This is a genomic window from Nocardioides sp. JCM 18998 (assembly GCF_055391535.1).
Map to the genome: position 1 here is coordinate 1,615,317 of NZ_AP043886.1, position 26,357 is coordinate 1,641,673.

Consider the following 26,357-nt stretch of genomic DNA (forward strand, 5'->3'; position numbering starts at 1 on the left):
TCCATGTCGCGGGGCGACTTCGGTGTACTCCGCGGCAGCGCCGTCGGTCAGCGCACGGCGCCGGCGAGCCGATCGAGGGCGCGGCCGATGTCCATGCCGTCGCCGGCGAAGCTGAACCGGACGAACCGGTGCCCGGCCTCGGTGTCGAAGTCCGCGCCCGGGGCCAGCGCGACGCCGTGGGTGGCCAGCAGCCACTTCGACCAGGCCATGGTGTCGTCGGTGAGGTGGCTGACGTCGGCGTAGACGTAGAACGCGCCATCGGCGGGGGCCATCTTGTCGATGCCGAGCCCGCGCAACCCGTCGAGCAGGAGCGTGCGGTTGCTGGCGTAGCGGGCCACGTGGCCGTCGAGCTCCGCGTACGACTCCTCGCTGAAGGCGGCGATCGCCGCGTGCTGTGCCAGCGCGGGCGGGCAGATGGTGAAGTTGCCGGTCAGCACGTCGACCGCGCGGCGCAGCCGCGCCGGCACCAGCATCCAGCCGATCCGCCAGCCGGTCATGGAGAAGTACTTCGAGAAGCTGGCGAAGACGACCGCCTCGCGGCTGGTCTCCCAGGCGCTGGTGGTCCCGACCGGTGGTCGAGCCTGTCGAGACCCGCCGTACTCGATGCCGTGGTAGATCTCGTCGGAGATCAGCTGGACGCCGTGGGCCTCGCACCACGTCGCGATCGTGGCGAGCTCCTCGGGCAGCATGATCGTGCCGGTCGGGTTGGCGGGGCTCGCCACCACGACGCCCTTGAGGTCCGGCACGGCGGCGAGCTGCTCCAGCGTCGGCTGGAAGCGCGTCTCGGGTCCGCTCTCCAGCTCGACGACCTCACAGCCGAGGGCGGTCAGCACGTTGCGGTAGCAGGGGTAGTTGGGCCGCGCCATCGCCACCCGGTCACCCGCCTCGAAGGCGGCCAGGAACGCCAGCAGGAAGCCGCCGCTGGCGCCGGTCGTCACCACCACGTCCGCGGGATCGACCGCGATCCCGCGGGTACGGAGGTGGTGGCCCGCGATCGCCTCGCGCAGCTCGAGGATGCCGGTGGCCGGCGTGTAACCCAGTGGATCGCCGCTGCTCAGCAGCCGGATCGCCTCCGCCGTCACAGCGCCGGGCGCGCCGGTGAGCGGCTGCCCGGCGAGCAGGCTGAGCACGTCGCCATGCTCACGCTGGCGCCGCGCGGCGGCCTCGATCATGTCCATCACGTAGAACGGCGGGACGTTCGCGCGCTGGGCCACACCGAGACGGGAATCCATGTGCCGAGACTAAGGGCCGGGCGCTCCTGTCGATCGGTAGGCTGGCACCTCGCCGCCCCAGCTGAGAAGAGCGAGGTGACACGTGAGCATCCACGAGCTCGACCTGTTCCTGCTCGTGGGCTCTGCAGTCACCCTGTGCGCGATCCTCGCGGTCCGGCTCACCTCGGTCGCGGGGCTGCCCTCGCTGCTGGTCTACCTGCTGATGGGCGTCGCCCTCGGCGAGTCCGGGTTCGGGATCCACTTCGACAACGCCGAGCTGGCGCACTCGCTCGGCTTCGCCGCGCTCGCGCTGATCCTGGCCGAGGGCGGCGTCACCACGCCGTGGCGTGTGCTGAGACCGTCGATGCGGCTCGGGCTCTCGCTGGCGACGATCGGCGTCGCCGTGTCGGTCGGCGTGATGGCGCTCGGCGCGCACTACCTCCTGGGGCTGCCGTGGGAGCTCGCGGTGCTGCTCGGTGCGGTGACCTCGCCGACGGATGCAGCGGCGGTGTTCTCGGTGCTCAGGGTGGTGCCGCTTCCGCGGCGGCTGACCGGTGCGCTGGAGGCCGAGTCCGGGCTCAACGACGCGCCCACCGTCGTCCTGGTCACGCTGATCTCCTCGGGCACCGTGCACGAGCATCCGTGGTGGGTGGTGCTGCTGATCGTGGTCGGGGAACTGGCTCTCGGCCTGGTGGCCGGTGTGCTGGTCGGTGCTGGCGGCGCCTGGATCCTGCGGCGCGTCTCGCTGCCCTCCTCCGGCCTCTACTCGCTCAGCGTGCTGGCGCTCTGCTTCCTCGCCGACGCCGGCGCGTCGGTGCTGCACGGCAGCGGCTTCGCGGCGATCTACGTCGCCGCGCTCGTCCTCGGCAACGCGGACCTGCCGCACCGCCAGGTGACCCGCGGCTTCGCCGAGGGCGTCGCGTGGCTGGCCCAGATCGGCCTGTTCGTCATGCTCGGCCTCCTGCTCTCGCCCGAGACCCTGTCCTGGTCGATCGTGGGCAAGGCCCTGATCGCGGGGCTGGTGCTCACGTTCGCCGCCCGTCCGCTGGCCGTGCTGATCGCGATGGTGGTGCAGCCGCTCGGCGCCCGGGACGGCGCGTTCCTCTCCTGGGCCGGCCTGCGCGGCGCGGTCCCGGTCGTGCTGATGACGATCCCGCTGGCCGACGGCGTACCCGGGGCGCTGCAGCTCTTCGACCTGGTCTTCGTGCTGGTCGTGGTCTACACGCTCATCACCGCGCCCACGCTGCCGTGGATCGCCAAGATGCTCGGCCTGGTGCAGCCACGCGACGCCCGTGCCTTCGAGCTCGAGGTAGCCGTGCTGGAACGCGTCGCGGCCGACCTGCTGCAGATCACGATCACCGAGCGCTCGCGGCTGCACGGCGTCGAGGTCGGGGAGCTGCGGCTGCCGCACGGCGCCTCGGTCTCGCTGGTGATCCGGGACGGCGAGAGCATCCCGGCCGAGCCCCGTACCGTCCTGCGCCGCGGGGACGACATCCTCGTCGTCGCTCCGCGTGCGCTCCGGGAGCGGACCGAGCGACGGCTGCGGCAGGTCTCCCGGAACGGGCGGCTGGCGGGCTGGGTCGGCGGGATCTGAACCAGCGCCGCCGGCGCCTCAGGTGAGCGTCGGGCTGCAGATCGTCGCGTCGGTCTTCGCGGTGATCGACTTCGGCCCGTTGCCGGCCCCGCCGAACTTGTCGCCGACCACCACCACGACGCCGGGCTCGGTCGTCGTCTTGCGGACCACCTTCGCGCCCGGGAGCCAGGCCGCGACGAGCCGTACGGCGGGGCTGTCGGGCGTGTCGGTCCAGATCTGGACCGTGCTGACGCCGGCGCCCTTGGTGGCGTTGTCGGACTTCCCCTGCGCGAAGCCGCCCTCGATCAGCGACGCCATCGTGCGGCCCGCGAGTCCCTCGCGCTTGGAGGCGTTGAGGACGCTGACCGTCACCTGGGCGGTGAAGACGTGGTCGCCGGCGTGCACGTCGATGTCGCTGCAGACCGGCGCGTCGGCCTTCTGCGGGAAGGGCTCGGTGAGCATCGCCCAGCCCCACCCTCCGACCACGACCACGAGCAGTGCCAGCACCACGAGCGAGAGGACGGTACGGGCACTGGTGAGCACTCAGGCCTCCTGGCTGGGGGTCGCGACAGCGTCGGTGAGGGTGTGGACGCGCGCGTGCAGCACGTGCCGCTGCTGCAGGGCGGCGCGCAGCGCGCGATGCAGGCCGTCCTCGAGGTAGTACTCGCCGTGCCACTCGACCACGTGCGCGAAGAGGTCGCCGTAGAACGTCGAGTCCTCGTCCAGCAGCGAGCTGAGCTGCAGGGTGTCCTTGGTCGTGATCAGCTCGTCGAGCCGCAGCTGACGCGGCGGCAGCGCCGCCCACTCGCGGGCGGTCAAGCCGTGATCAGGGTAGGGGCGGTCCGAGCCGACGCGCTTGAAGATCACCCCGCGACCCTATCGCCATCGTCTGTGAAGCAGATTCAGGCTTCCACGCACGCCGATGACCCGAGGGGAGTCCACGAATCCGATCGTCGTGGCCGTCGCGCCGGGCTACGTGCTCGACGGTACGGACGTTACAAGGCCGGGCCCTGTGCGTAACGGGGCCCGGCCTGAGGCGTCAGTAACCCACTGACGCGATGGCTAAACAGATCTTCTCGACGCGTCTCAGGCTGACCAGCGCAGTGAGTCGTCGACCATGTCGGCGAATGCGTACGCGCCGCGAAGGTCGTTGCGATCCTCCATCAGCTTGGCCAGGGCGCTGGCGTGGCGGTCGCGAAGGCTGGACGGCTGCAGGGTGGTGCGGTCCAGGGCGATCGGCTCGATCGGGGTGGTGTTCTCCATGTCGGCCCCTCCTTCCGAGGTGTCGGTTGGTTCGTGAGAGGCAAGCGTTGCCCGGCAAGATCGCCGCGACGTTGTCGCGAGGTAACGATCTGATGAACTAGCCAGCCTAAGTCGCGTGGTTTACATCACTTACAGTAGGCCGCCCCGTTGGATCGATCCAGGCGGTCTGGACCACGAGGGTCTCGTCGCGGGTGACGAGCCGGGCCCGGCCGGCCGGCGAGCGGACGGCCCGGGTGGTGCCCAGCAGGGGGCCCTCGGCCGGATCGCCGGACAGGATCAGACCGGGCGCGGCCAGCTCGCGCAGCGTCTGGACGACCGGCTCGTAGAGTGCGCGGGACGCGCCGCCGGTGCGGCGCGCGAGGACCAGGTGGAGGCCGACGTCGCTCGCCTGGGCGAGCAGCGGCTGCAGCGCGAGCAGCGGCGAGCCCTGGGTCGTCGCGACCAGGTCGTAGTCGTCGACCAGGACGAAGACCTCGGCGCCGTGCCACCACGACCTGGCGCGCAGTTGCGCCGGGGTGACGTCGGGGCCGGGAAGCCTGGTGGTGAGGTACGCGGCCAGCTCCTCGAGCACCGGGGCGGCCTGCGCGGAGGAGGTCAGGTGGTGCAGCACGTGGGCGTCGGCGAGCTCGCCGAGCAGGGCGCGGCGGTAGTCGACCACGACCAGCTGGGCCTCCGCGGGCGGCCGGGTGCGGATCACCTCCTGGGCGTAGGTCCGCAGCAGCGCGCTCTTGCCGGAACGCCCCTCGCCGAGGACCAGCAGATGCGGGTCGACGTCCGGGTCGAGGGTGACCGGGGCGAGCTCGCGCTCGTCGAGGCCGATCAGGAGCCGTCGGCCCGGCGCGCCGGAGACGAGGCCGGTGGCGAGGTGGAGCTCGTCGAGGTCGATCCGCTCGGGCAGCAGCCGGAGCCGAGGGGCGGCGACACCCGGCCATGCGGCCCGGGTCCGCGCGATCAGGGTCGCCTCCTCGACGGGCTCAGCGGCGAGGAAGTGCCGTCCCTCCGGGGTGAGGCCGCGACCCGGTCGGCCCTGCGGCACGGCCGCGGCCAGGCGGCGGTCGACCTCGGAGTCGGAGGGCTCGCCCAGCCGCAGCTCCAGTCGGGTGCCGAGCAGATCACGCAACGCGGGCCGGAAGTCGGCCCAACGGGCCGCTGAGGCGAGCAGGTGCACGCCGTACGCGAGACCGCGCTGGGCCACCTGCTGGAGCTCGATCTCCATCTCCTCGTACTCGGCGCGCAGACCCGCCCAGCCGTCGACCACCAGGAAGACGTCGCTGCCCCGCGCGGCACGGCCCGCGGCGGCGCGCTCGCGCCGGTCGAGGAGCGAGCGGATCTCGGCGACCATCCGCCGGATGACGTCGGGCTCGCCCCGGGTCGCGACGCCGGCGACGTGGGGGAGCTCCCCGAGGCGCGAGAACGACCCACCGCCGAGGTCGATCACGTAGATCTGCGCCGCCAGCGGCGAGACGGACAGCGCGAGCGAGGAGACGAGGGTCCGCAGCAGTGCCGACTTGCCCGACCGCGGGCCGCCGACCACGGCGACGTGCCCGGTGGCGCCCCGCAGGTCGACGGCGAGCGGGTCGCGGCGCTGCTCCCGCGGCCGGTCGACGAGGCCGATGGGCACCATCAGGTCGGCGTGGTCGCCGAGCAGCGAGTCGAGGCGCGGCGACCGGTCCAGCGGCGGGAGCCAGACCCGGTGCGCCGCGGTGCCGTGTCCGGTCAGCCGGGCGACGGCGATCTCCAGCACCGACCCGGCAGGGGGCCGGTCGCGGATCACCGTCGGCGCCGAGGAGCCCTCGACGACGCCGACCCCGAACGGCAGGATCCGCCGATCGCCGCCCGGCGTCCGTACGGGAGCGGGCGCGCTGGCCGGCCCCGAGACGTAGGCCGACCGGAACCGCACGATCGCGCCCGGGCCGCTGCGGAGGTACCCGACGCCGGGGTCCGGCGGCAGCTCGTAGGCGTCGGCCACGCCGAGCACCGCGCGCGACTCGTGCGCGGAGAAGGTGCGCAGCCCGATCCGATAGGAAAGATGCGACTCGAGTCCGCGCAGCCGGCCCTCCTCGAGCCGCTGGGAGGCGAGCAGCAGGTGTAGGCCGAGGGAGCGGCCCAGCCGACCGATCGCCACGAACAGGTCGGTCAGGTCGGGCCGGGCGGAGAGCAGTTCGGAGAACTCGTCGACCACGACGAGGAGCGACGGCAGCGCGGCCAGCCCGGGATCGGCCCTCCGCGCCCGTACGTGGTCGGCGAGGGAGCCCAGGTTGCCGGCGGCGCGCAGCAGCTCCTGGCGTCGGACCATCTCCCCGGCGAGCGCGTCGTGCATCCGGTCCACCAGGGACAGGTCGTCGGCGAGGTTGGTGATCACCGCCGAGACGTGCGGCAGCCCGGCCAGCCCGGCGAAGGTCGCGCCGCCCTTGAAGTCGATCAGCACGAGGTTGAGCTCATCGGGCGGGTGCGTCGCCGCCAGGCCGAGCACCAGCGTGCGCAGCAGCTCCGACTTGCCCGACCCGGTCGCGCCGACGACCAGGCCGTGCGGACCCATCCCCTGCTGCGCCGACTCCTTCAGGTCGAGATGGACCGGCTCGCCGGCCTCGTCGGTCCCGATCGGCACCCGCAGCCGGTCGCGTTCGGACCGAGGGCGCCAGGACGTGGCCGGCTCCAGCACCTGTACGTCGCCCAGCCCCAGCAGCGTCGGCAGGTCGCGCGGACCACTGCCGCGCACGGCCGCCGCGTGGTGCGGCGCCGTCCGCCGGGCGTACGCCTCCGCGGTGACCAGGTCGAGACGGTCGGTTCCGGCAGCCGAGGCGTCGAGGTCGTGCTCGCCCCCGGCCGCCGCCTCGATCACGGTCAGCCTCGCGCCCACCTCCCGAGGCGGGGCGGCCCCGTCCACGACCAGCAGGACGTGCTGTCCCTCGAGCGGCAGCATCGCCGCGAGGTCGGAGGCGGAGGTGGCGACCATCCGGCGCGGACCGACGGCGTCGCTGAGCCGGGGGCTGAGCGCGTGTGGCAGCCACTTCACCCACTCCCAGCGCCGACGACCGGCCGGCGTCGTCAGCACGGCGACCACGAGCTCCGACGGCGGGTGGAGAGCTGTCGCGGAGCAGACCAGCGCCCGCGCCGACCCCCGCCGGTCCTCCTCGCCGCCGGCCAGCCGCAGACGGCGCCGGTCGCGCAGATCGATCGTGGCCGGAACGTCCTCGACCTCGCGGTGGACCGCGACCAGTCGCTCGAGCGCCCGGGCGCACACCGGATCGGGCCGACCGCCGGGGGAGCCCGGATCCGGCAGCACCAGGTCGACGTCGAGCGGCCCCGTACGGAGGCCGTACCTCACCTCGAGGAACCGGCCGTCCCCCGCGCCGCGCTCGCCGAGCCGCGAGCCCTCCGCGGCCAGCGCCGGCAGCGCCGCGGGCGACGGATGATCCCGCAGCAGCACCTCGCGCTGCTCGCCCGCGGCCGCACGGAGCTGGGCGCGGACCGAGGCGAGGTAGCGCAGGTAGTCGCCGCGCTGGCCGTCCAGCCGCGCACGCCGCTGCCGTCGCCGGCCGAGGACCTGGCCGACGACGAAGCCGAGGCTCGCCATTAGGCACAGCCCCGCGGCGAGATAGGTGAGCGCACCGTGCGCGCCCATCGTCGCGATCAGCGCGATCGAGCCGACGCTGCCGAGCATCGGGATCGCGGCCATCAGCACGCCACCGGATTCGGCCCGGTCCGGCACCGGTGGCGGCTGCAGCGCGAGGGTCCTCATGACGGTGCCCTTCCCGCGCCGGGAGGCTCGAAACGGCGCCGCGAGTTATCCACAGACGGTTATCCACAGCCTCGTCCCGGTGCGTTTCCGGGCCTCGGCACCGGGAAGGTCCAGGAGGTCCGGACGCATCGGGATCCGGCACCGAGCGGCGGCACGGCCGCCAGGAGAGGAGGGGCCATGACAGGTCCCACGGGAGCGAGCGGCGTCATCGACCAGGGCGCCGGCGTCCTCGAGCAGGCGGCCCGCGCGGTCGCCGCGGCGAAGGACGACCTCGACCGGATCGCCCGCCAGCTCGCTGCGCAGGTCGAGCCGATGGCCGCGAGCTGGCGCGGCGCCGGGGCGGGAGCGTTCTTCGGATTCCACCAGGCCTGGCAGGCCCGCGAGCAGCGGATCGTGGCGATCCTGACCGACTTCGCCGAGGCGATCGACGCCACCCACACGACGACGACCCAGGTCGACGCCACCGAGTCCAGCACCTACCGCGCGATCGCCGGCCGGCTCGGCTGACGTGCGTCCGACGAGAGGAGTACGACCATGACCGACGGGACCATCCGCGTCGCCGGCGCCGATCTGGAGCAGATGGCGGGCGACCTGGGCGCGGCCAACACGGCGCTGCAGGCCAGCCTGGACGAGCTCGCCGCCACCCTGCGCCGGATCTTCGGCGCAGGGTGGGAGGGCCGCTCCCGCGAGGCGTTTGACCTGGCCCACGCCCGGTGGAGCGCCCAGATCGGGCAGATGCAGCAGATCATCGCCGAGGCCCGCACGGGCGTGCTCACCTCGCGCGACAACTACGCGGCCGGCGACCGCAGGGCCGCGGGCTACTTCGGTGGCTGACGTCCTCGAGGTCACCCTCGTCCGGGTCACGGTGGTCGCGGGCACCCGCCGGGTCGACCTGGCCCTGCCCGGGGCGGTGCCGGTGGCCGAGCTGGTGCCGGAGGTGGCCGGCGGCGTCGGACTGCTCGAGCCGGCGACCGCCCACCGTGGCTTTGCGCTGCTCGGGGTGGACGGGCGGCGCCTCGCGCCCTCGATCGGGCTCCGCGCCCAGGGCGTCGTGGACGGGGCGGTCCTGGTGGTGGCCGTCGGTGTCGATGCCGGCCCGCGACGGCGGTACGACGACGCTTCCGAGGCGCTGTCCGACGCCGTCGAGCGGGAGATCCTCGCAGGGAGCGCGGAGCTGCTCCAGGGGATCGGCGCGACCACCGGCGGCTGCCTGGGCGGGTACGCGGTGGGACTCGCGCTGCCCGAAGTCGAGCGTGGTGTCGTGGTGTCGCTGGCCATGCTCCTCGTCGGGTCCGTCCTGGCCACCGGGCTCCTCCCGCGGATCGCGCTGGCGACGAGCGGCTCGGGGGCGGTCGACGCCCGGCGCGCGCACCGGATCCTGACCGGCCTGACCGTCGCGGCCGGGCTCCTGCTCCTCGCCGTCGCGCCGCTCGCCGTCACCCTCGGACCGTGGGGCATCGGTCTCGCCGTGAGCGCCTGCCTGGCGGTGCTGCTGGGGCTGATCCGACCCCGCGCGAAGGCACAGGTGCTCGCCGCAGCCACCCTCGGCATCGCGGGGCTGAGCGCCACCGTCGCCTCCGTCCAGCGCTTCCACCCCGCGTGGCGGGGCGGGGTCGCGGCCGGGATCGTGCTGCTCGCCGTCCTGCTCCCGGTCGTGGACCGGCTGCGGCGGACGCGTGCGGAGCGGCCGGTCGACCTCGTCGAGGCCCTGGTGCTGACCGCGCTGCTGCCGCTCCTGCTGCTGGCGAGCGGTCTGCTCGACCGGCTCCCGCGCTGAGCCTGCGATGCTGACGCGGAGCGAGCAGGCCGAGACCGACGCGTACGAGCGCCGGCGTCTGATCGACGCCCTGGTCGCCGAGCCCGGCGAGTCACACCGCCCGCACGGCGCTCCCGTGCTCGCCGGGCTCGTGCTGGCCGTGCTGCTCCTGGCGGGCCACGCCGTCAGAGGGATGCTCGCGCCGGGTCCGCCGACCACCTGGAGCGCCTGCACCGCCGACGGGGCCGGCATCGCGTTCGCAATCCCGAGCACCGCGCACGTGGCGGCGACCGCCGACCGCGGCGCCGTGGTCACCGACGGCACCGCGACATGGCTGGTCGCCGCCGACGCCGGGCAGCACGCGGCGCGCTACCGGGTGCCTGCTTCACCCGCGGCCGACGCGCTTCTCGCCACCGCGGGGCTGCCGCCGGTCGACCAGGCCGTCCGGGTCCCGCCCGGATGGCTCACGCTCTTCCCGGAGGGTGGCACGCTCGCGCCCGACACGTGGGTGCGGGCGCACTGGTCGACGGCCACCCTGCAGCCGCTCGCCGCGCTCGTCTGCGCGGAGCTGGTCACCGATCGGGCGGCGCCGTACGTCCGGCTGGCGACACTCCCACCCGAAGCTGCCTGGAGTGCGCCGCCGCCGGGCGAGGTGACGCGCGCCGTCAGCGCCAGCCCCGACCTCCGTGCCGAGCAGGGGGTCCCACCCCCGTGGCTCACCCTGCTCGGCAGGAGGTGATCAGCCCCGCAGCACCTGCACGTGCGGTCGCCCGTGGCGCCAGAGCAGCCGTCCGGCGTACATCGTGCGACGGGCGCCGTAGCGGCGTGCTCCGAGGTCGCGGCCGCGCAGGCAGGGCTGCTCGCCCTGGCACACCCAGCCGTGGAAGAAGACCATCTGGCCCGCCACGTCGAGACCGCCGGGTCCGCAGACCCGCGCCTGCCGATCGCTGAGGAGCCGGTGGCCGCGGGTCGGGAAGTGCAGCAGCGAGCGCGAGGAGCGCCACGACGTCCGGTAGGCGCAGCTGCCGTAGTAGCCCTCGGAGGTGAAGAGCACGAACCGGTGGTCGTGCCGGACGAGGACCGGGTTCTCGGTGATCTGGCGGGTCCGGAGGATCTGGTGGCTGCGGTGCGCAGCACGCAGACCGCCGTGGTTGAGCCGCACGATCCGGATGGTGGCGGGGGTGCGCTGGGTCCGGTAGAGCAGGTAGCCCTTGGAGCCGAGGCGGAAGTACGACGGGTCGATCACGCCCGCCCGCGGCCGGGAGCGGCCCCGGAGCCGGTCGTCGGCGCGCTTGGCGCGGTGCGCGCCGGCGGGGCAGACCAGGGGCTTGCGCCCGCTGGCGTCGAAGCCGCGGGTGGGGTCGTGGGAGACCGCGACGCCGATGCACCGCGCGTTGCGCGCGAGGCGGCGGACCGGCGCGGAGTAGTACATCACCCAGCGCCGGCCGACGTGCGCCGCGTCGGCGGCCCAGATCGAGCCGTGCCCGACCCAGCGCGGCAGCCCGTGCAGCAGCGGTCCGGTCGACCTCCACTGACCCGACGCGGTCGGGGAGACCGCTCCCGGGGCGCGATCGCCGGTGCTGATCGCCAGGAATCCGGCGGCGTACGGGACGACGGACGGATCCGCGATCGCCTGGATCGCGACCGGCCTCGGGGCCTGATGGCGGGCGTCCGCCGGACCGGCGGTGAGGGTGGCGAGAGTGCCAAGGAGGAGGACGACGGCCATGCCCGCCGTGAACCGATGCTTCAACTGCTGCTCCAGAACCAAGATGCGACGCGGTCCTATCGGCAGGTCGAGCCCACTCGCGAGTAACTTTCCGGCGCGCTACCTTGGGGTGCAACGGGTGACCCGGACCACAGGCGCGCCACCCCTGCGGCTGTGGTCGGTGATCCCTCGGCAACGGCCGTGCGGCGATCCCACGCGAGCCGATGGACGAAGGAGCGCAGGATGACTGGGTTCGATGAGGATGGTTTCGTTCAGCTGCTCACCCCCACGGGTGAGCGCGTCGAGCATCCCGAGTACGACTTCCGCGGAGGAGCCGACCAGATCCGGTCGCTCTACCGCGACATGGCCCTGGTCCGGCGCTTCGACCTGGAGGCGACCGCGCTGCAGCGCCACGGCGAGCTCGGCCTGTGGGCGCCGCTCGCCGGCCAGGAGGCCGCGCAGGTCGGCGCGGGCCGCGCGCTCCGCGCCCAGGACCACGTCTTCCCGACCTACCGCGAGCACGGCGTCGCATGGTGCCGGGGCATCGACCCGCTCCAGGTCCTCAGCCTCTTCCGGGGCGTCGACTACGGCTCCTGGGACCCGATCGAGACCGGGTTCCAGCTGTACACGCTGGTGATCGGCGCGCAGGCGCTGCACGCCGTCGGGTACGCGCTGGGCGTCCAGCGCGATCACGCCATCGGCACCGGCGACGCGGCGCGCGACACCGCCGTCGTGGCCCACTTCGGCGACGGCGCCACCTCGCAGGGTGACGTCAACGAGGCCTTCGTCTTCGCCGCCTCCTACCAGGCTCCGGTCGTCTTCTTCTGCCAGAACAACCAGTGGGCCATCTCCGAGCCGCTCGAGCGGCAGACCCGCATCCCGCTGTACCGCCGGGCGGACGGCTTCGGCTTCCCCGGTGTCCGGGTCGACGGCAACGACGTCCTCGCGGTGCGTGCGGTGACGGAGGCCGCGCTGCAGCGGGCCCGGGACGGCGGCGGGCCGACCCTGATCGAGGCGTACACCTATCGGATGGGCGCCCACACCACCACCGACGACCCGACCCGCTACCGGATCGCCGACGAGGTCGAGCAGTGGCGCCGGCGTGACCCGCTCACCCGGGTGGAGGCCCACCTGAGGGCCGAGGGCCTCGCCGACCAGTCCTTCTTCGACGAGCTGGCCGCCGAGGCCGACGCGCTCGGCGAGCGGCTCCGCGCCGGAGTCAAGGCGATGGCGGAGCCGAGCGCGCACGACCTGTTCGACCGGGTCAACGCCGAGATCAGCGAGGAGCTCGCCGCGCAGCGTGATGCGTACGACTCCTACCTCGCCACGTTCGCCGTCGAGTCGGAAGGAGCAGTCCGATGATCACGCTCGCCAAGGCGCTCAACGCCGGTCTCCGCAAGGCGATGGAGGCCGACCCCAAGGTTGTCCTGCTGGGTGAGGACATCGGCCGTCTGGGCGGCGTCTTCCGGATCACCGACGGCCTGCAGAAGGACTTCGGCGAGGATCGCGTCGTCGACACGCCGCTGGCCGAGTCGGGCATCGTCGGCTCAGCCGTCGGGCTCGCCCTGCGCGGCTACCGACCCGTGGTCGAGATCCAGTTCGACGGGTTCGTCTACCCGGCCTACGACCAGATCGTCAGTCAGGTCGCCAAGATGCACTTCCGTACGGGCGGCAGGGTGACCATGCCGATGGTCATCCGGATCCCGTTCGCGGGCGGCATCGGCGCGGTCGAGCACCACAGCGAGTCGCCGGAGGCGCAGTTCTGCCACACCCCCGGCCTCAAGGTGGTGGCCTGCTCCAACCCGGTCGACGCCTACTGGATGATCCAGCAGGCGATCGCCTCTCCCGACCCGGTCGTCTTCCTCGAGCCGAAGCGGCTCTACCACTCCGACAAGGCCGAGCTGGACCTCGCCGTGCCGCCACTCCCGCTCTGGTCCTCGCGCATCGCGCGCCAGGGCAACGACGTCACCGTGCTGGCCTACGGGCCGACGGTGAAGACCGCGTTGGCCGCCGCGGACGCCGAGGCGGCGACACCCGGGGGCCGATCGCTCGAGGTGATCGACCTGCGCACGCTCTCGCCGCTCGATCTCGCGCCGGTCTATGAGTCGGTACGCCGTACGGGTCGCGCGATCGTCGTCCACGAGGCGCACCTCTCCTTCGGCGTCGGCGCCGAGGTGGCCGCGCGGATCACCGAGGAGTGCTTCCACTCGCTCGAGGCGCCGGTGCTGCGCGTCGGTGGCTTCGACACCCCCTATCCGCCGGCGCGGGCCGAGGAGCACTTCCTCCCCGATCTCGACAAGCTGCTCGACGCCGTGGACCGGAGCACGGCGTGGTGAACGAGTTCAAGCTCCCCGACGTGGGCGAGGGGCTGACCGAGGCCGAGCTCGTCAGCTGGCATGTGAAGGTCGGCGACGAGATCAAGGTCAACGACGTCGTCTGCGACATCGAGACCGCGAAGTCGGTCGTCGAGCTGCCCTCCCCGTTCGCGGGCGTCGTGCAGGCGCTGCTGGTGTCGGAGGGGGAGACCGTCGAGGTCGGCACGCCGATCATCCGCGTCGGCTCGGAGGTCCCACAGGTGGAGCCCTCGGAGGCCGAGCGTGTCGAGACCACCGCCCCGGAGGCCGAGCGTTCGGTGGTCGAGCGCTCGGAGGTCGAGACCACCGCCGAGCAGCCACTCACGCTGGTCGGCTCCGGCCCGAAGCAGGCTGCGGTGAGTCGGCGTCCGCGAACGAGCACGCGCGTGCTCGCGAAGCCGACCGCCCGGGCCGCCGCGCGCGAGCGGGGGATCGACCTCGGCACGGTCGCCCCGGCCCGTACGGACGGCGTGATCACCACCGCCGACGTCGGACGTCATGCGTCGCCCTCCGCAGCTGGGCACCGCTCGTACGACGTCCCGTCGCCGGTCCTCACCGGCCGGACGACCCGCGAGCCGATCAAGGGCGTGCGGAAGATGATGGGCCAGGCGATGACGGCCAGCGCCTTCACCGTCCCGCACGTCACCGTGTGGACCACCGTCGACGTGACTGCCACGGTGCGGCGCGTGGAGGCGCTCAAGCAGGACCCGGCCTACGACGGCGTCAAGGTCAGCCCGCTGCTGGTGCTCGCCCAGGCCTGCGTCGCGGCCCTGCACCGCCATCCGCTGCTCAACGCGCTGTGGGACGACGCCGCCCAGGAGGTGGTGCTGCGGCACTACGTCAACCTCGGCATCGCCGCCGCCACGCCGCGTGGCCTCATCGTGCCGAACATCAAGGACGCCGACCTGCTGAACACCCCGGCGCTCGGCCAGGCGATCACCGATCTCGTCGGCGTCGCCCGTGACGGGCGCACCCAGCCGGCCGAGCAGCAGGGTGGCACCTTCACCATCACCAACGTCGGCCCGTTCGGGATGGAGGGCGGCACCCCGATCATCAACCCCGGTGAGTCCGCGATCCTCTGCTTCGGCGCGATCACCAAGCGGCCGTGGGTGGTCTCCGCCGACGGTGAGGACCGGCTCGCCGTACGCGATGTCTGCACGCTGAGCCTCAGCTTCGATCACCGCCACATCGACGGGGCGGCCGGCTCCGCCTTCCTCGCCGACGTGGCGGGTCAGCTCTAGCCCGCCGCTCAGAAGCCGCTCAGAAGGCGTACCGCGCCGCGCGGGCCTCGGCCGCTCCGGGCCCCGCGGCGAGCAGCCCGGTCAGCTCCTCCTGCAGCACCGCCCCGACCCGGCGACAGAACTCCTCGGGCTCGTCGGCCGCGTCCGGGTGCTCCGGGACGATCCGGTCCACCACGCCGAGGTCGGCCAGCTCTGCGGCCAGCACCCGCTGCCTGGCCGCCATCTCGGCCGCGTGCGTCGCATCGCCGTACACGATCGCCGACGCGCCCTCGGGCGGGAGCGGGGAGAGCCAGGCGTGCTGAGCCGCGATCACGCGGTCCGCCGGCAGGAAGGCCAGTGCACCGCCGCCGTTGCCCTCCCCGAGCATCAGGCACAGCGTCGGGGCGCGCACCGTCACCAGCGCCGCGAGGCAGCGCGCGATCTCGCCGGCCAGCCCGCCGTTCTCGGCCTCCGGCGACAGCGCCGCGCCGCGGGTGTCGATGACGGTGAGCACCGGCAGCCCGAGCTCGGCCGCCAGCCGCAGGCCGCGCTGCGCCTCCCGCAGGCCCTCGGGCCCGAACGGCTGCACCGCCTGCTCGCGCCGGTCCTGTGCCAGCACCAGGCACGGCGCGTCGCCGAAGCGCGCCAGCGCCGTCATCACGCCCGGGTCGCGCTCGCCCTGACCGGTCCCGTTGAGCGGTACGACGTCGGTCGCGGCCAGCCGCAGCAGTGCGCGTACACCCGGGCGGTCGGCGCGACGGGAGCGGGTGATCGCGTCCCAGGTGCCGCCCTCGTCCGCCGAGCGTGTCGAGGTGTCGATCGAGCGGGGCGCCTCGACAAGCTCGGCGGACGCGGCCGTGGGGCGCGAGGTCAGGATCGTGAGGGCGCGGTCGAGCAGGTGCGCGATCTCCTCCGGCGGCACGACCCCGTCGACGATCCCGTGGGCGTAGAGGTTCTCCGCGTTCTGAACGCCGTCGGGGAAGGGCCGGCCCTGCAGCACCTCGTAGACCCTCGGGCCGAGGAAGCCGAGCAGCGCGCCCGGCTCGGCGACGGTCACGTGACCGAGCGATCCCCAGGAGGCCATCACCCCGCCGGTGGTGGGGTGGCGCAGGTAGACCAGGTAGGGCAGGCCGGCGGCGCGGTGGGCCGCGACCGCCTCGCCGATCCGCACCATCTGCACGAACGCGGGCGTGCCCTCCTGCATCCGGGTGCCGCCCGACGCTGGCGCCGCCAGCAGGGGAAGCCCCTCGGACGTGGCCCGCTGGATCGCCGCGATCAGCCGTTCGGCGGTCGCTCGCCCGATCGACCCGGCCAGGAACCGGAACTCCGAGGCGACGACGGCGACGCGTCGCCCGTGCATCGTGCCCGCGCCGGTGATCACGGCCTCGTCGGCTCCCGACCGCTCGCGCGCCGAGGCGAGGTCCGCCCGATACCCCGCGGAGATCTCCCCGTAGACGGGGGCGACGTCCCACGACTCCCACGAGCCGTCGTCGAGGACCAGGTCGATCAGCTCGGTGGCGCTCGGTCGCTTGCCCATGACCGCCAGACTAAATTACCGACGAGTAGCCGACTACCGTGACGCCCATGAGCGCCACGTTGCAGGTCCGGGATCTCTCCAGCGGGTACGGCGCCAAGGCCCTCTTCGATGCCCTCGACCTGGTCGTCGCGCCGGGGGACGTGGTCGGCCTGGTCGGCCCGAACGGCGCCGGCAAGTCGACCCTCCTGCGGACGATCGCCGGCGAGCTCGCCCCGGAGTCCGGCTCGGTCACGACCAGCCCGCCGGCCGCCACCATCGGCTATCTCTCGCAGGAGCCCGAGCGCCGCCCCGACGAGACGGTGGCGCAGTTCCTCGCCCGCCGTACGGGCGTCGCCGCCGCCCAGGCGCGCTACGACGCCGCCACCGAGAACTACGATGCGGACCCCGACGAATATGCCGAGGCCCTCGACCGGTGGCTCACCCTCGGCGGCGCCGACCTGGAGGAGCGCGCCGAGGAGGTGCTCGCCGACGTCGGGCTGACCGTCGGCACCGACGCCCTGATGACCTCGCTCAGCGGGGGCCAGGCGGCCCGTGCCAACCTGGCCTCGCTGCTCCTGTCCCGCTACGACCTGTTCCTGCTCGACGAGCCGACCAACGACCTCGACCTCGACGGCCTCGACCGGCTGGAGCGCTTCGTCACCAGCCTGCGCGCGGGCGCCATCGTGGTCAGCCACGATCGCGAGTTCCTGGCGCGCACCGTCACCCGGGTCCTGGAGCTCGACCTCCACCAGCGCCAGGTCAACCTCTACGGCGGCGGCTACGACGCCTACCTGCGCGAGCGCGAGATCGCCCGCCAGCACGCCCGTGAGGAGTACGAGGAGTACGCCGGCAAGCTCGGTGCGCTCGGCGACCGGATGGTCACCCAGCGCAACTGGATGGCGCAGGGGGTCCGCAACGCGATGCGCAAGCAGGGCAGCGAGCCGGACAAGTCGCTGCGCAACCGCCAGGCCGATCGCTCGGAGAAGCAGGCCGCGAAGGTCCGCCAGTCGGAGAAGGCGATCGAGCGACTGGAGAAGAACGCCGTCGAGGAGCCTCGCAAGGAGTGGGAGCTGCGGATGGAGATCGCCGCCGCGCCCCGCTCCGGCGCCGTCACCGCCGCGCTCACCAAGGCCGTCGTCCGCCGCGGCACGTTCACGCTCGGCCCGGTCGACCTCGAGATCGGCTGGGCGGAGAAGGTCGCGATCACCGGCCCCAACGGGGCGGGCAAGTCGACCCTGCTGGCGGCCCTCCTCGGCCGGATCCCGGTCGACGAGGGCACCGCCTACCTCGGTCCCGGCGTCATCGTCGGCGAGGTCGACCAGGCCCGCCGCCTCTTCGAGGGCGACACCGTCCTGGTGGATGCGTTCCAGGGCCACGTCCAGGACCAGAGCCCCGAGGAGGTCCGTACGCTCCTCGCCAAGTACGGCCTCAAGGCCGACCATGTCACCCGGCCGGCCGCCAGCCTCAGCCCCGGAGAGCGGACCCGCGCCGCGCTGGCCCTCCTGCAGGCGAGGGGCGTCAACCTGCTCGTCCTCGACGAACCGACCAACCACCTCGACCTGCCCGCCATCGAGCAGCTCGAGCAGGCCCTCGACACCTACCCGGGGACGCTCCTGCTGGTCACCCACGACCGCCGGATGCTGGCTGCGGTCCACACCACCCGGCAGCTGCGGGTCGAGGACGGCACCGTCACCGAATGCTGATCCCGTGCTGATCAGGAACGCCCGGATCGTCCCCCTATCGACCGGCCTCGCGGTGCCCGCCGAGCCGGTGGACGTGCTCGTCCGCGACGGCCGGGTGACGGCGCTCGGCGAGCGCCTCGACGCCGCGGGCGAGGAGCAGTACGACGCCGCCGGCCGCTGGCTCATCCCGGGACTGTGGGACCAGCACGTGCATGCCGGCCAGTGGGCGCGCGCCGCCGCACGACTCGACCTGAGCGCCGCGCAGTCGCCGGCCGGGGCGCTCGCCGCCGTCGCGTCCCGGCTCCGCACCCACCCCGGCGCACCGGTGGTCGGGACCGGCCATCGTGCCGGCACCTGGTCGCGCCCGGTCACCGTGGCCGAGCTGGACGCGGTCGCCGGGATGACACCCGTGGTGCTGATCAACTCCGACTTCCACCACGCCTGGTTGTCGAGCGCCGCCCTCGATGCCCTCGGGCTGTCCCGCCGCGACAGCGTCGTCGCCGAGACGGAGTGGTACGCGGCGAGTCCCCGCCTGGCGGCACTCGAGGCCGACGCCGCCGTGCCGGCGGCCTACGCCCGGATGCTGCGATCCGCGGCGGCGATGGGCGTGACCGGGATCGTCGACTTCGAGTTCGGCGTGCACCACGACGAGTGGGCGCAGCGCTGGGATCGGGGCTGCGACCTGCTGCGGGTGCGCTGCGCGACCTACGACCTGGACGGGTTCGCCGGGCGCTGTACCGGGGAGGCGATCCGACCCGGGCTGACGCTCGGCTCGCTGAAGATCATCAGCGACGGCTCGCTCGGCACCCGTACGGCCTGGTGCTGCCACCCCTATGCCGACACCGGCGCCCACGGCGCCCCCAACCTCTCCGCCGCCGAGCTCGAGGAGCAGATGGCCCGCGCCCGGGCCCGGGGCGTCACGGTGGCGACGCATGCGATCGGCGACCGTGCCGTCGGCGTCGCGCTGGAGGCCTACGCCCGCACCGGCGCGCGCGGCAGCGTCGAGCACGCCCAGCTGATCCGGCGCGAGCACGCCGCCCGGATGGCCGAGCTGGGGCTGGTCGCCAGTGTCCAGCCGGCGCATCTTCTCGACGACCGCGACGTCGCCGAGCGGGTGTGGCCCGGTCAGGGGGAGCGCAGCTTCGCGTTCGGCTGGCTGCGCGACGCCGGCGTCACCCTGGCCCTGGGCAGCGACGCCCCGGTCGCGCCGCTCGATCCGTGGCTCGCGATCGCGGCGGCGGTCCATCGCAGCGCCGACGAGCGGGAGCCGTGGAGCCCGGGCCAGGCGCTGACCGTACGCGAGGCGCTCGCCGCCAGCGTGGACGGCCAGCCGACCGTGGGCGTGGGCAGCACGGCGGACCTGGCACTCCTCGACCGGGACCCGCTCGCCGCCGCGCCTGCCGAGCTGCGGACGATGCCGGCCGCCGCGCTCACGATCGTCGCGGGCCGGCCGGTCGCGGGCACGCTCCGGACGGGGTAGGGCGGGCGAGCGGCTAGGAGCCCGCGAGCGCCTTGCCGACGAGGGTGGCGGCGGCCTGCTGCTCCGGCTCGTACGGGTGCCAGGCGATCGCCTGGTCGTTGTCGATGGGGCCGTTGAACCACGGCTGCTGGGCGCACAGGTCGTGGCCCCGCGCGACGCCCCAGAGATCGACGTACGTGTCGCCCGCGACGCGCGCGGCCCGTTCCATCTGGTGGACCAGCGCGCCCCAGGCCCCGCGGGCGTAGGCGATCGCGCCCGGATCGGCGTGCAGCAGCGGGCAGCTGTCGGTCGTCGGCAGCATCAGCGGATAGCCGACGACCACGACCTTCGCCTGCGGCGCCAGCTGGTGCACGCCGCGCAGCACCCGGTCGAGGTGCCGTCCGATCGTGGCGGCCTGGTCCGTGGCGTCCCCGTCGAAGCGCTGCTCGCAGCCACCGCGGGTCAGGCACTCCAGCATGTGCTGGAAGTAGTGCAGGTCGTTGCCGCCGATGCTGACCGAGACATAGCGCGTGGCGGAGGTGAGGGCGTCGAACTGCGGAGCCTCGCTCAGCCCCTTCGCGGGGTCGGTCTGCTGCCGCGAGGTCATGTCGTCCGTCGATGCGCCCGAGCACGTCCGGTCGACCAGCTCCAGGCCAGGCACGGCCGCCGCGATGAGGTGCGGGTAGTTGTGCGTCGAGCGGTAGCAGCTCGTCGTCACATCGTCCTCCGGCACGCCCGGTGCGGCCGAGTAGGAGTCGCCGAGCGCGACGTAGCGACCCAGCCCACCGGCCGGCGCACTCGCGCCGTTCGTGGTGGCGCCGTTCGTGGTGGCGCCGCACCCGGCGAGTAGCACGAGGGCGAGGACGAGGCCCGCGGCGCGACGCATGTCCACACCGTACGGGCTTTCCGTGGGCGCGTCCGGCCAACCCGGGCGATCAGCCGGGCGATCAGCCGGGCGGTCGACCCGCGTTCAGCCCAGGACGATCAACCCAGGGCGACCGTCAGGGCGAGCAGCCAGCGCGGGTCCTCGAGACGATCGCCGTACACCTCACGCAGCTGGCCGATGCGATAGCGCACGGTCTGCGGGTGGACGAAGAGCTCGGCGGCGATCTCCTCGCGTCGTCCCTGGTGCAGCAGCCAGGAGCGCAGCGTCTCGGTGAGCTTCTCCGCCGTCGTCGGGCGCAGGTCGGCGAGCGGTGCCAGCACCACCGCGCGCAGGTCGGCCCGGGCCTCGGCGTCGGCGTCGAGCACGAGGGCGACCAGCGTCTGGTCGGTGTCGAGGCCGAGCCCGGCCTCGCGCGCCCGCATCGCCCGCTCGTAGGAGACCCGGGCGTCGCGCCACGGCTTCGAGGGGCCGCAGACCGCGTCGCGCCCCTCGAGCACCCGCAGCAGGGCGCCGCGTGCGCGGCCGTGCACGTCGGGCACGAGCAGCAGGGTGACCTCGTCGAGCTCGCCCAGCTCGGAGAGCACCAGCGTCGCCTGGGAGACCATCGCGAGCACCGGCCCGACCTGCGCGGCAGGCACCAGGGCGGCGGTCAGCGTGGTCGGCCGCTCCCAGTTGGCCCGCTCGGCGGCGGCGTCGAGGGCGTCGGGCGCGTCGCCGCGCAGGATCATCCGGCCCAGCCGGGACATCAGCTGCTGGCGGACCCGGCCGGCGGTGGCCAGCTCGTCGCCGTGTCCGGCGACGGAGGCGTCGGAGACCTCGTCGATCCAGGCGAACACCAGCGCCGCCAGCTCGACCAGCGTCTCGGACGGCATGCCCGCCGCGACGGCGGCCGTGGAGATCTCGCGCCACGCGACGCGCGCCCCGATCCGGTACGCCGCGAGCAGCGCCTCGGTGGTGCGGCCGCTGCGCGCCTCGCCGCGGCCGAGCTCGTACGCCCCCTTCACCGCCGGTGGCGTCGCCTGGCCCGCGTCGGTCATCTCGCCGGAGGCGACGGAGAGGAAGCCGCCGAGCGCGACGTTGACCGCGCCCTGGATCGTCCGGCTCATCTGGTCGGACCACGCTCCGTGGTACGCGGGGACCTCGCTGATCACCGCGGCGACCACCTGCTCGCCGACGCGCGGCAGGATCGGGCGGAGCGCCTCGACGACCTCGGGCGGCAGCAGCAGTTCCGGCGGGCGGGCCATTCTTTGTCTCCTGCGAACAATTACGACACGTAGATTCGCGTCGTGACCACAAGAGTTTAACCCCTTGTGGCAGGCACTCTGATGTCATGAGCAGTGCATCCACCGCCGTGAAGCCCCGATCGGGTACCTTCCGGCGTGCGATCGGCGAGCGGCTCCACCAGGTCGCCTCCGCTGCGGTCACCCCGCTGCAGCCCGCCGACGTCCTCGACCTCTTCAGCCCGCTGCGCCGCAGCGCCGAGCTCCGCGCCCGGATCGTCGCGGTGCGCGCGGAGACCGACGACGCGGCCACGATCGAGCTCAAGCCGGGCAAGGGCTGGGCCGGGCACGTGCCCGGCCAGTACATCCGGATCGGCATCGACGTCGACGGCCGCCGACACTGGCGCGCCTACTCGTTGACCCACGGTCCGCGGGCTGATCGCCACATCTCCATCACGGTCAAGGCGGTCCCGGACGGCGTGGTCTCGCCCTTCCTCGTGCACGAGGCCAAGCCAGGCACGATGGTCCACCTGGAGCAGGCGGCCGGCGAGTTCGTCCTGGACGAGGCCCACCGCAAGCTGCTCTTCGTCACCGCCGGCTCCGGCATCACCCCGGTCATCGGGATGCTGCGCAACCTCTACCCCGTCACCGACAGCGGCCTGCTGACCAGGGGCCGAGGGGCGAGCGCTGCAGACACATCCCGGCTCGACATCACCGTCGTGCACCTCGCCCCGAGCGAGCCCCAGACGATCTTCCGCGAGAACCTCGCCGAGCTCGGGGCCGCCGGCGTCATCCGGCTGATCCCCCGCTACGACGACCAGCACGGCCTCTTCTCTGTCGACGACCTCGCGGCCCTGGTGCCCGACCTGGCCGAGCGCGTCACGTACGCCTGCGGGCCGCACGGACTGCTCGACGCGCTGCAGGAGCACCACGACGCCCAGGGCCTGGAGCTGTTCACCGAGCAGTTCCGCCTCGGCACGGTCGAGCCGGGCAGCGGCGGCACCCTCGCCATCGCCGGCCACACGCTCGAGGCCGATGGCGCCACCCCGCTCCTCGACGTCGCCGAGGAGGCCGGCGTCCTGATGCCCAGCGGCTGCCGGATGGGCATCTGCATGGGCTGCATCCTGCCGCTCAAGGAGGGCGCGGTCCGCGACCTCCGTACCGGCGACGTGACCGTCGCCGTCCCCGGGGAGACGCCGGAGGGCGGCCTCCCGATCCAGACCTGCATCAACGCCGCCGCCGGTGCGTGCTCCATCACGCACCCCACCGACACCTCCACCACCGCCGATCTCGAGGAGCGATTCCGATGACCGTCATGACCAAGAAGCCGCAGTCGGCTGTCGACCACCTGACGCCCGAGGACATCGAGGAGCTCGGCCGCGAGCTCGACGCGATCCGCCAGTCCGTGATGGCGAGCCGGGGGGAGAAGGACGCCGCGTACATCCGCCGCGTCATCAAGACCCAGCGCTACCTCGAGCTCGGCTCCCGCGCGGTCCTGCTCGGCAGCGCGTTCCCGCCCGCCTTCGTGCTCGGCACGATCGGACTCTCGATCGCCAAGATCCTCGACAACATGGAGATCGGGCACAACATCATGCACGGCCAGTGGGACTGGATGCGTGACCCGAAGATCCACTCCAGCGTCTGGGAGTGGGACAACGCCTCCACCGCCGAGGGCTGGAAGCACAGCCACAACGAGCTGCACCACACGTACACGAACATCGTCGGCAAGGACAACGACCTCGGCTGGGGCATCATGCGCGTCGACGAGGACCAGCGCTGGACCCCGGCGATGCTCTTCCAGCCGGCCTTCAACTTCACCAACATGCTCGTCTTCGAGTACGGCATCGCCGCCTACGACCTTGAGCTGGGCCGCAACCTGCGCCTGCCGAAGGAGAAGCGCCCGGCCGAGTTCAACCGCGCCGTCAAGGGCACGCTGAAGAAGATCCGCAAGCAGGCGACCAAGGACTACCTGGTCCACCCGCTCATCGCGCTCCCGTTCGGCGCCGCGATCCCGACCCTGATCGCCAACGTCACGGCCAACGTCGTGCGCAACGTCTGGTCGCACTCGGTGATCATGTGCGGCCACTTCCCCGAGGGCGTCGAGACGTACGAGAAGTCGTCGATCGACCCCGACGAGACCCGCGGCCAGTGGTACGTGCGACAGATGCTCGGCTCCGCCAACATCACCGGCTCCAAGGCGCTGCACATGATGACCGGCAACCTGTCGCACCAGATCGAGCACCACATCTGGCCGGACCTGCCGTCCAACCGCTACGCGGAGGTCGCCCCGCAGGTGCAGGCCCTCTTCGAGAAGTACGGCCTGCGGTATCACACCGCCTCGATGCCGGCCCAGGTCTACAGCGCCTGGCACAAGGTCGTGCGGCTGTCGTTCCCGAACAACTGGCTCGCCACCACCAAGCCGAGCAACCTGCCCAAGCAGGTCAAGGTGCTGTGGAAGATGAGCCGCGGCTCCCGCGCCCAGCGCCGCAAGCTCCAGGAGCAGCTCGACCTCGAGGCCGCCTACCAGGCCTGACGGCGCTCCTTCTCGGTGCGCTTGGCATGCTGTGCGCATGAGGCTCACCGAGAAGGAGATGACCGCGGCCCTGACGGGCGTCGCCAAGCAGGTGACGGCCGCGCAGGACAAGAACGTACGCAAGGGCAGGATCGACGCCGACGAGCTGTGGGAGTCGATGAGCCGCTACCAGCGGTACGTCGTCCTCAACGGCCTCGGTGACCAGGTCCTCCCGGTGCTGGTCGCGCTCCCGGACGTCGAGGTGGCGCTCGGTGAGCGACCGGTCTTCACCGACGAGCAGATCACCCAGGCCGTCGAGGCCCAGCTCGGTGACGAGGGTCGGCTGCGTCGCAAGGTGCTCCTCGCCGCCCGGGTCGCGCTGGTCAAGCTCGCCATCGAGTCGATCCCGCCGAAGGCCGACCCGGACGCGTTCGTGGTGCCCGACCACCTCTGAGCCCTTGGTTACTCATCGGTAGCGCCCTGCTCGTAGGCTGGCGCCATGGCTCTCGTCACCACCACGATCAGCGACGGCATCGCCCAGGTCCGGCTCAACCGGCCGGACAAGCTCAACGCGCTCACGCTCGACCTGCTCGGCGAGCTGGTCACCACCGCGCACGCCCTGAGCAGGGACAAGAGCCTGCGCGCCGTCGTCCTCTCCGGCGAGGGCGACTCGTTCTGCGCCGGCCTCGACTTCGCCTCCGTGCTCAAGGAGCCGCGCAAGATGTGGGGCAGCTTCACGCCGCGCCCGTGGCGTGGCACGAACACGTTCCAGGAGGCCGCGTGGGCGTGGCGCCGGGTGCCGGTGCCGGTGATCGCCGCGGTCGAGGGCCACTGCCTCGGCGGTGGCGTGCAGATCGCCCTCGGCGCCGACTTCCGCTTCACCACCCCCGACTCGACCTGGTCGGTGCTCGAGGGCAAGTGGGGGATCATCCCCGACATGAGCGGCATCCGCTCGCTGGCCGAGGTCGTCGGCATCGACACCGCCAAGCGGCTCACCATGACCGCGCAGATGCTCACCGGTGAGGAGGCCCACCGCCTGGGGCTGGTCAGCGAGCTCGCCGCGGACCCGGTGGCCGCCGCGACCGCGTTCGCCCGCCAGCTCTCCGAGCGCTCCCCGGACGCGCTCGCCGCGGCCAAGCGGCTGTTCAACGACACCTGGAACGCCTCGCCCCGTCGAACCTTCGCCCGTGAGCGGATCGAGCAGCTCCGCCTGCTTCTGGGCGCCAACACCAAGATCGCGCAGAAGGCCGCCTTCAAGAAGGAGAAGCCGACCTACAAGCCCCGCGCCCGGTAGCTCGGCGTCAGGGGTAGGTGACACCGGTGGTCTGCTCGGAGACCTCCCACAGCCGGCGCTGCGCGATCCGGTCGTGGGAGAGCCGGCTCGACCGCACCGTCCGCGGCGTGCCCTGCATCTCGGCCGGCCCGGAGGGACCGACGTACGTCCCGCCGGGGAGGTCGGCGGTGGCGGCCATCAGGGACGGCCACGCGCCCTGGGCCGGCTTCTGGGAGACCAGCGGGTAGGCCGCGTCGGCGATCCGCGACAGCGGACCGAACGACGACCCGTTGCTGATCAGCCGGCTGCTGACGAAGCCGGGATGCGCTGCCAGGGCCCGCACCGGCAGCCCGACGGCGCGCAGCCGCCGATCGAGCTCGTAGGTGAACAGCAGGTTGGCGAGCTTGGTCTGGAAGTACGTCGGCCAGCGCAGGTAGCGGCCCTCGACCCTTGGGTCGCTCAACGGCGCCTTCGGGGCGAGCTTGTGACCGAGGCTCGCCACCGTGACCACCCGGCCGCCGTGCGACGTCGCGCCGGCCTCGACCAGCGCGGGCAGCAGCAGCCCCGTCAGCAGGAACGGGCCGAAGTGGTTGGTCGCCAGCTGTTGCTCCAGGCCGTCGCCGGTGCGGGCGTACGGGGTGGCCATGATCCCGGCATTGTTGATCAGCCGGTGGATCGGGCCGAGCACCGTGATCCGCTCCGCCGCATGGCGCACCGAGGCGAGGTCGCTGAGGTCGAGGACGACCTGCTCGAGCGCCGCGCCCGGCACCGCGCGACGGATCTCGTCGTCGGCCTCGGCCAGCTTGTCGGTCGAGCGCCCGGCGAGCACCACCCGGGCGCCGTGCCGGGCCAGCTCGAGCGCGGTGTCGTACCCGATCCCGCCGATCGACGGGCCGGTCACCACGGCCGTCATCCCGTCGAGCTCGCCGATGTCCTCGGTCGTCCAGGTCATGACCCTCAACCTAGGGGACGGAGCCGGCGGCGC

General features: G+C 73.1%; 24 protein-coding genes. 14 read left to right on the forward strand and 10 right to left on the reverse strand.

Translation table 11 applies throughout. The features are described from left to right. Window positions 1-47: 47 nt before the first annotated feature. Window positions 48-1,232, reverse strand: a complete 1,185-nt coding sequence (locus ACZ5L9_RS07640; protein WP_464535787.1) for an aminotransferase class I/II-fold pyridoxal phosphate-dependent enzyme — start codon at window positions 1,230-1,232, stop codon at window positions 48-50. A gap of 82 nt (window positions 1,233-1,314) precedes the next feature. Here ACZ5L9_RS07640 and ACZ5L9_RS07645 point away from each other — a divergent pair, with 82 nt between their 5' ends. Continuing rightward, a complete protein-coding gene (locus tag ACZ5L9_RS07645; protein ID WP_464535789.1) occupies window positions 1,315-2,805 on the forward strand; it encodes a potassium/proton antiporter in 1,491 nt (496 codons plus the stop codon). A gap of 18 nt (window positions 2,806-2,823) precedes the next feature. Here the strand turns inward: ACZ5L9_RS07645 and ACZ5L9_RS07650 are convergent, their stop codons facing one another. The 4 genes from ACZ5L9_RS07650 to eccCa form a co-directional block, all read right to left on the reverse strand. Further along, window positions 2,824-3,327, reverse strand: coding sequence for a LytR C-terminal domain-containing protein (locus ACZ5L9_RS07650; RefSeq protein WP_464535791.1), 504 nt, complete (start codon window positions 3,325-3,327; stop codon window positions 2,824-2,826). Continuing rightward, complete coding sequence (locus tag ACZ5L9_RS07655; protein WP_464535794.1) at window positions 3,328-3,651, reverse strand: type II toxin-antitoxin system VapB family antitoxin; 324 nt, start codon at window positions 3,649-3,651, stop codon at window positions 3,328-3,330. A gap of 219 nt (window positions 3,652-3,870) precedes the next feature. After that, entirely contained in the window at window positions 3,871-4,047 is a 177-nt protein-coding gene (locus ACZ5L9_RS07660) for a hypothetical protein (protein ID WP_464535797.1), read from the reverse strand. 106 nt (window positions 4,048-4,153) lie between these two features. Next, the gene (eccCa, locus tag ACZ5L9_RS07665) at window positions 4,154-7,789 is read right to left on the reverse strand and encodes a type VII secretion protein EccCa (protein ID WP_464535800.1); all 3,636 of its coding nucleotides are present in this window, start codon (window positions 7,787-7,789) and stop codon (window positions 4,154-4,156) included. Between the two features lie 177 nt (window positions 7,790-7,966). Here eccCa and ACZ5L9_RS07670 point away from each other — a divergent pair, with 177 nt between their 5' ends. From ACZ5L9_RS07670 to ACZ5L9_RS07685, 4 genes are read left to right on the forward strand one after another with little or no spacing between them, the layout of a single operon-like run. Further along, window positions 7,967-8,296: a WXG100 family type VII secretion target gene (locus ACZ5L9_RS07670; RefSeq protein ID WP_464535802.1), complete on the forward strand. Its 330-nt coding sequence runs from the start codon at window positions 7,967-7,969 to the stop codon at window positions 8,294-8,296. A 27-nt stretch (window positions 8,297-8,323) separates the two neighbouring features. Beyond that, window positions 8,324-8,623 (forward strand): WXG100 family type VII secretion target, encoded by a 300-nt coding sequence (locus tag ACZ5L9_RS07675; RefSeq protein WP_464535804.1) that lies wholly within the window; start codon window positions 8,324-8,326, stop codon window positions 8,621-8,623. Beyond that, window positions 8,616-9,566, forward strand: a complete 951-nt coding sequence (locus tag ACZ5L9_RS07680) for an EsaB/YukD family protein (protein WP_464535806.1) — start codon at window positions 8,616-8,618, stop codon at window positions 9,564-9,566. The genes ACZ5L9_RS07675 and ACZ5L9_RS07680 overlap by 8 nt, the downstream gene beginning before the upstream one ends. A gap of 7 nt (window positions 9,567-9,573) precedes the next feature. Next, the gene (locus ACZ5L9_RS07685) at window positions 9,574-10,284 is read left to right on the forward strand and encodes a hypothetical protein (RefSeq protein ID WP_464535808.1); all 711 of its coding nucleotides are present in this window, start codon (window positions 9,574-9,576) and stop codon (window positions 10,282-10,284) included. Here the strand turns inward: ACZ5L9_RS07685 and ACZ5L9_RS07690 are convergent, their stop codons facing one another. Beyond that, window positions 10,285-11,271 carry a family 43 glycosylhydrolase gene (locus ACZ5L9_RS07690; RefSeq protein ID WP_464535810.1) on the reverse strand — a complete coding sequence of 329 codons (987 nt, stop codon included), beginning with the start codon at window positions 11,269-11,271 and terminating at the stop codon, window positions 10,285-10,287. 222 nt (window positions 11,272-11,493) lie between these two features. On the opposite strand from ACZ5L9_RS07690, the gene pdhA reads away from it, so the two are divergent. The 3 genes from pdhA to ACZ5L9_RS07705 are packed head-to-tail and all read left to right on the forward strand — an operon-like array spanning window position 11,494 to window position 14,845. After that, a complete protein-coding gene (gene pdhA, locus ACZ5L9_RS07695) occupies window positions 11,494-12,612 on the forward strand; it encodes a pyruvate dehydrogenase (acetyl-transferring) E1 component subunit alpha (protein ID WP_464535814.1) in 1,119 nt (372 codons plus the stop codon). Continuing rightward, window positions 12,609-13,586, forward strand: coding sequence for an alpha-ketoacid dehydrogenase subunit beta (locus tag ACZ5L9_RS07700; protein ID WP_464535816.1), 978 nt, complete (start codon window positions 12,609-12,611; stop codon window positions 13,584-13,586). The genes pdhA and ACZ5L9_RS07700 overlap by 4 nt, the downstream gene beginning before the upstream one ends. Beyond that, entirely contained in the window at window positions 13,580-14,845 is a 1,266-nt protein-coding gene (locus ACZ5L9_RS07705; protein ID WP_464535818.1) for a dihydrolipoamide acetyltransferase family protein, read from the forward strand. Before ACZ5L9_RS07700 ends, ACZ5L9_RS07705 begins: the two co-directional genes overlap by 7 nt. A 19-nt stretch (window positions 14,846-14,864) precedes the next feature. Here ACZ5L9_RS07705 and ACZ5L9_RS07710 read toward each other — a convergent pair whose 3' ends face one another. After that, window positions 14,865-16,361, reverse strand: a complete 1,497-nt coding sequence (locus tag ACZ5L9_RS07710; protein ID WP_464535820.1) for a carboxyl transferase domain-containing protein — start codon at window positions 16,359-16,361, stop codon at window positions 14,865-14,867. 47 nt (window positions 16,362-16,408) lie between these two features. Between ACZ5L9_RS07710 and ACZ5L9_RS07715 the strand changes: the two genes are divergently transcribed. Together ACZ5L9_RS07715 and ACZ5L9_RS07720 are read left to right on the forward strand one after the other, a co-directional pair. Continuing rightward, complete coding sequence (locus ACZ5L9_RS07715; RefSeq protein WP_464535823.1) at window positions 16,409-18,043, forward strand: ABC-F family ATP-binding cassette domain-containing protein; 1,635 nt, start codon at window positions 16,409-16,411, stop codon at window positions 18,041-18,043. A gap of 4 nt (window positions 18,044-18,047) precedes the next feature. Beyond that, complete coding sequence (locus tag ACZ5L9_RS07720; protein ID WP_464535827.1) at window positions 18,048-19,502, forward strand: amidohydrolase; 1,455 nt, start codon at window positions 18,048-18,050, stop codon at window positions 19,500-19,502. 13 nt (window positions 19,503-19,515) lie between these two features. Here the strand turns inward: ACZ5L9_RS07720 and ACZ5L9_RS07725 are convergent, their stop codons facing one another. Next, window positions 19,516-20,367 carry an SGNH/GDSL hydrolase family protein gene (locus tag ACZ5L9_RS07725; protein WP_464535829.1) on the reverse strand — a complete coding sequence of 284 codons (852 nt, stop codon included), beginning with the start codon at window positions 20,365-20,367 and terminating at the stop codon, window positions 19,516-19,518. A gap of 98 nt (window positions 20,368-20,465) precedes the next feature. Further along, complete coding sequence (locus ACZ5L9_RS07730) at window positions 20,466-21,611, reverse strand: RsbRD N-terminal domain-containing protein (RefSeq protein WP_464535831.1); 1,146 nt, start codon at window positions 21,609-21,611, stop codon at window positions 20,466-20,468. An 86-nt stretch (window positions 21,612-21,697) separates the two neighbouring features. On the opposite strand from ACZ5L9_RS07730, the gene ACZ5L9_RS07735 reads away from it, so the two are divergent. Genes ACZ5L9_RS07735 through ACZ5L9_RS07750 form a run of 4 tightly spaced genes read left to right on the forward strand, consistent with a single transcriptional unit; the run spans window position 21,698 to window position 25,393 of the window. Next, window positions 21,698-22,897 (forward strand): ferredoxin reductase, encoded by a 1,200-nt coding sequence (locus tag ACZ5L9_RS07735; RefSeq protein ID WP_464535833.1) that lies wholly within the window; start codon window positions 21,698-21,700, stop codon window positions 22,895-22,897. Continuing rightward, window positions 22,894-24,120, forward strand: a complete 1,227-nt coding sequence (locus ACZ5L9_RS07740; protein ID WP_464535835.1) for a fatty acid desaturase family protein — start codon at window positions 22,894-22,896, stop codon at window positions 24,118-24,120. The genes ACZ5L9_RS07735 and ACZ5L9_RS07740 overlap by 4 nt, the downstream gene beginning before the upstream one ends. Before the next feature lie 37 nt (window positions 24,121-24,157). Beyond that, the gene (locus ACZ5L9_RS07745; RefSeq protein WP_464535837.1) at window positions 24,158-24,553 is read left to right on the forward strand and encodes a hypothetical protein; all 396 of its coding nucleotides are present in this window, start codon (window positions 24,158-24,160) and stop codon (window positions 24,551-24,553) included. A gap of 45 nt (window positions 24,554-24,598) precedes the next feature. Further along, on the forward strand, window positions 24,599-25,393 hold the full coding sequence (locus tag ACZ5L9_RS07750; protein WP_464535839.1) for a crotonase/enoyl-CoA hydratase family protein: 795 nt from the start codon (window positions 24,599-24,601) through the stop codon (window positions 25,391-25,393). A gap of 7 nt (window positions 25,394-25,400) precedes the next feature. Here ACZ5L9_RS07750 and ACZ5L9_RS07755 read toward each other — a convergent pair whose 3' ends face one another. After that, complete coding sequence (locus ACZ5L9_RS07755) at window positions 25,401-26,324, reverse strand: oxidoreductase (RefSeq protein WP_464535841.1); 924 nt, start codon at window positions 26,322-26,324, stop codon at window positions 25,401-25,403. Window positions 26,325-26,357: the final 33 nt, after the last annotated feature.

Coding starts and splice junctions, on each gene's coding strand:
- ACZ5L9_RS07640 (WP_464535787.1), bottom strand. CDS start 1,232: ATGGATTCCCGTCTCGGTGTGGCCCAGCGCGCGAACGTCCCGCCGTTC.
- ACZ5L9_RS07660 (WP_464535797.1), bottom strand. CDS start 4,047: ATGGAGAACACCACCCCGATCGAGCCGATCGCCCTGGACCGCACCACC.
- eccCa (WP_464535800.1), bottom strand. CDS start 7,789: ATGAGGACCCTCGCGCTGCAGCCGCCACCGGTGCCGGACCGGGCCGAA.
- ACZ5L9_RS07670 (WP_464535802.1), top strand. CDS start 7,967: ATGACAGGTCCCACGGGAGCGAGCGGCGTCATCGACCAGGGCGCCGGC.
- ACZ5L9_RS07675 (WP_464535804.1), top strand. CDS start 8,324: ATGACCGACGGGACCATCCGCGTCGCCGGCGCCGATCTGGAGCAGATG.
- ACZ5L9_RS07685 (WP_464535808.1), top strand. CDS start 9,574: ATGCTGACGCGGAGCGAGCAGGCCGAGACCGACGCGTACGAGCGCCGG.
- ACZ5L9_RS07690 (WP_464535810.1), bottom strand. CDS start 11,271: ATGGCCGTCGTCCTCCTCCTTGGCACTCTCGCCACCCTCACCGCCGGT.
- pdhA (WP_464535814.1), top strand. CDS start 11,494: ATGACTGGGTTCGATGAGGATGGTTTCGTTCAGCTGCTCACCCCCACG.
- ACZ5L9_RS07700 (WP_464535816.1), top strand. CDS start 12,609: ATGATCACGCTCGCCAAGGCGCTCAACGCCGGTCTCCGCAAGGCGATG.
- ACZ5L9_RS07710 (WP_464535820.1), bottom strand. CDS start 16,361: ATGGGCAAGCGACCGAGCGCCACCGAGCTGATCGACCTGGTCCTCGAC.
- ACZ5L9_RS07715 (WP_464535823.1), top strand. CDS start 16,409: ATGAGCGCCACGTTGCAGGTCCGGGATCTCTCCAGCGGGTACGGCGCC.
- ACZ5L9_RS07725 (WP_464535829.1), bottom strand. CDS start 20,367: ATGCGTCGCGCCGCGGGCCTCGTCCTCGCCCTCGTGCTACTCGCCGGG.
- ACZ5L9_RS07730 (WP_464535831.1), bottom strand. CDS start 21,611: ATGGCCCGCCCGCCGGAACTGCTGCTGCCGCCCGAGGTCGTCGAGGCG.
- ACZ5L9_RS07735 (WP_464535833.1), top strand. CDS start 21,698: ATGAGCAGTGCATCCACCGCCGTGAAGCCCCGATCGGGTACCTTCCGG.
- ACZ5L9_RS07740 (WP_464535835.1), top strand. CDS start 22,894: ATGACCGTCATGACCAAGAAGCCGCAGTCGGCTGTCGACCACCTGACG.
- ACZ5L9_RS07745 (WP_464535837.1), top strand. CDS start 24,158: ATGAGGCTCACCGAGAAGGAGATGACCGCGGCCCTGACGGGCGTCGCC.
- ACZ5L9_RS07750 (WP_464535839.1), top strand. CDS start 24,599: ATGGCTCTCGTCACCACCACGATCAGCGACGGCATCGCCCAGGTCCGG.
- ACZ5L9_RS07755 (WP_464535841.1), bottom strand. CDS start 26,324: ATGACCTGGACGACCGAGGACATCGGCGAGCTCGACGGGATGACGGCC.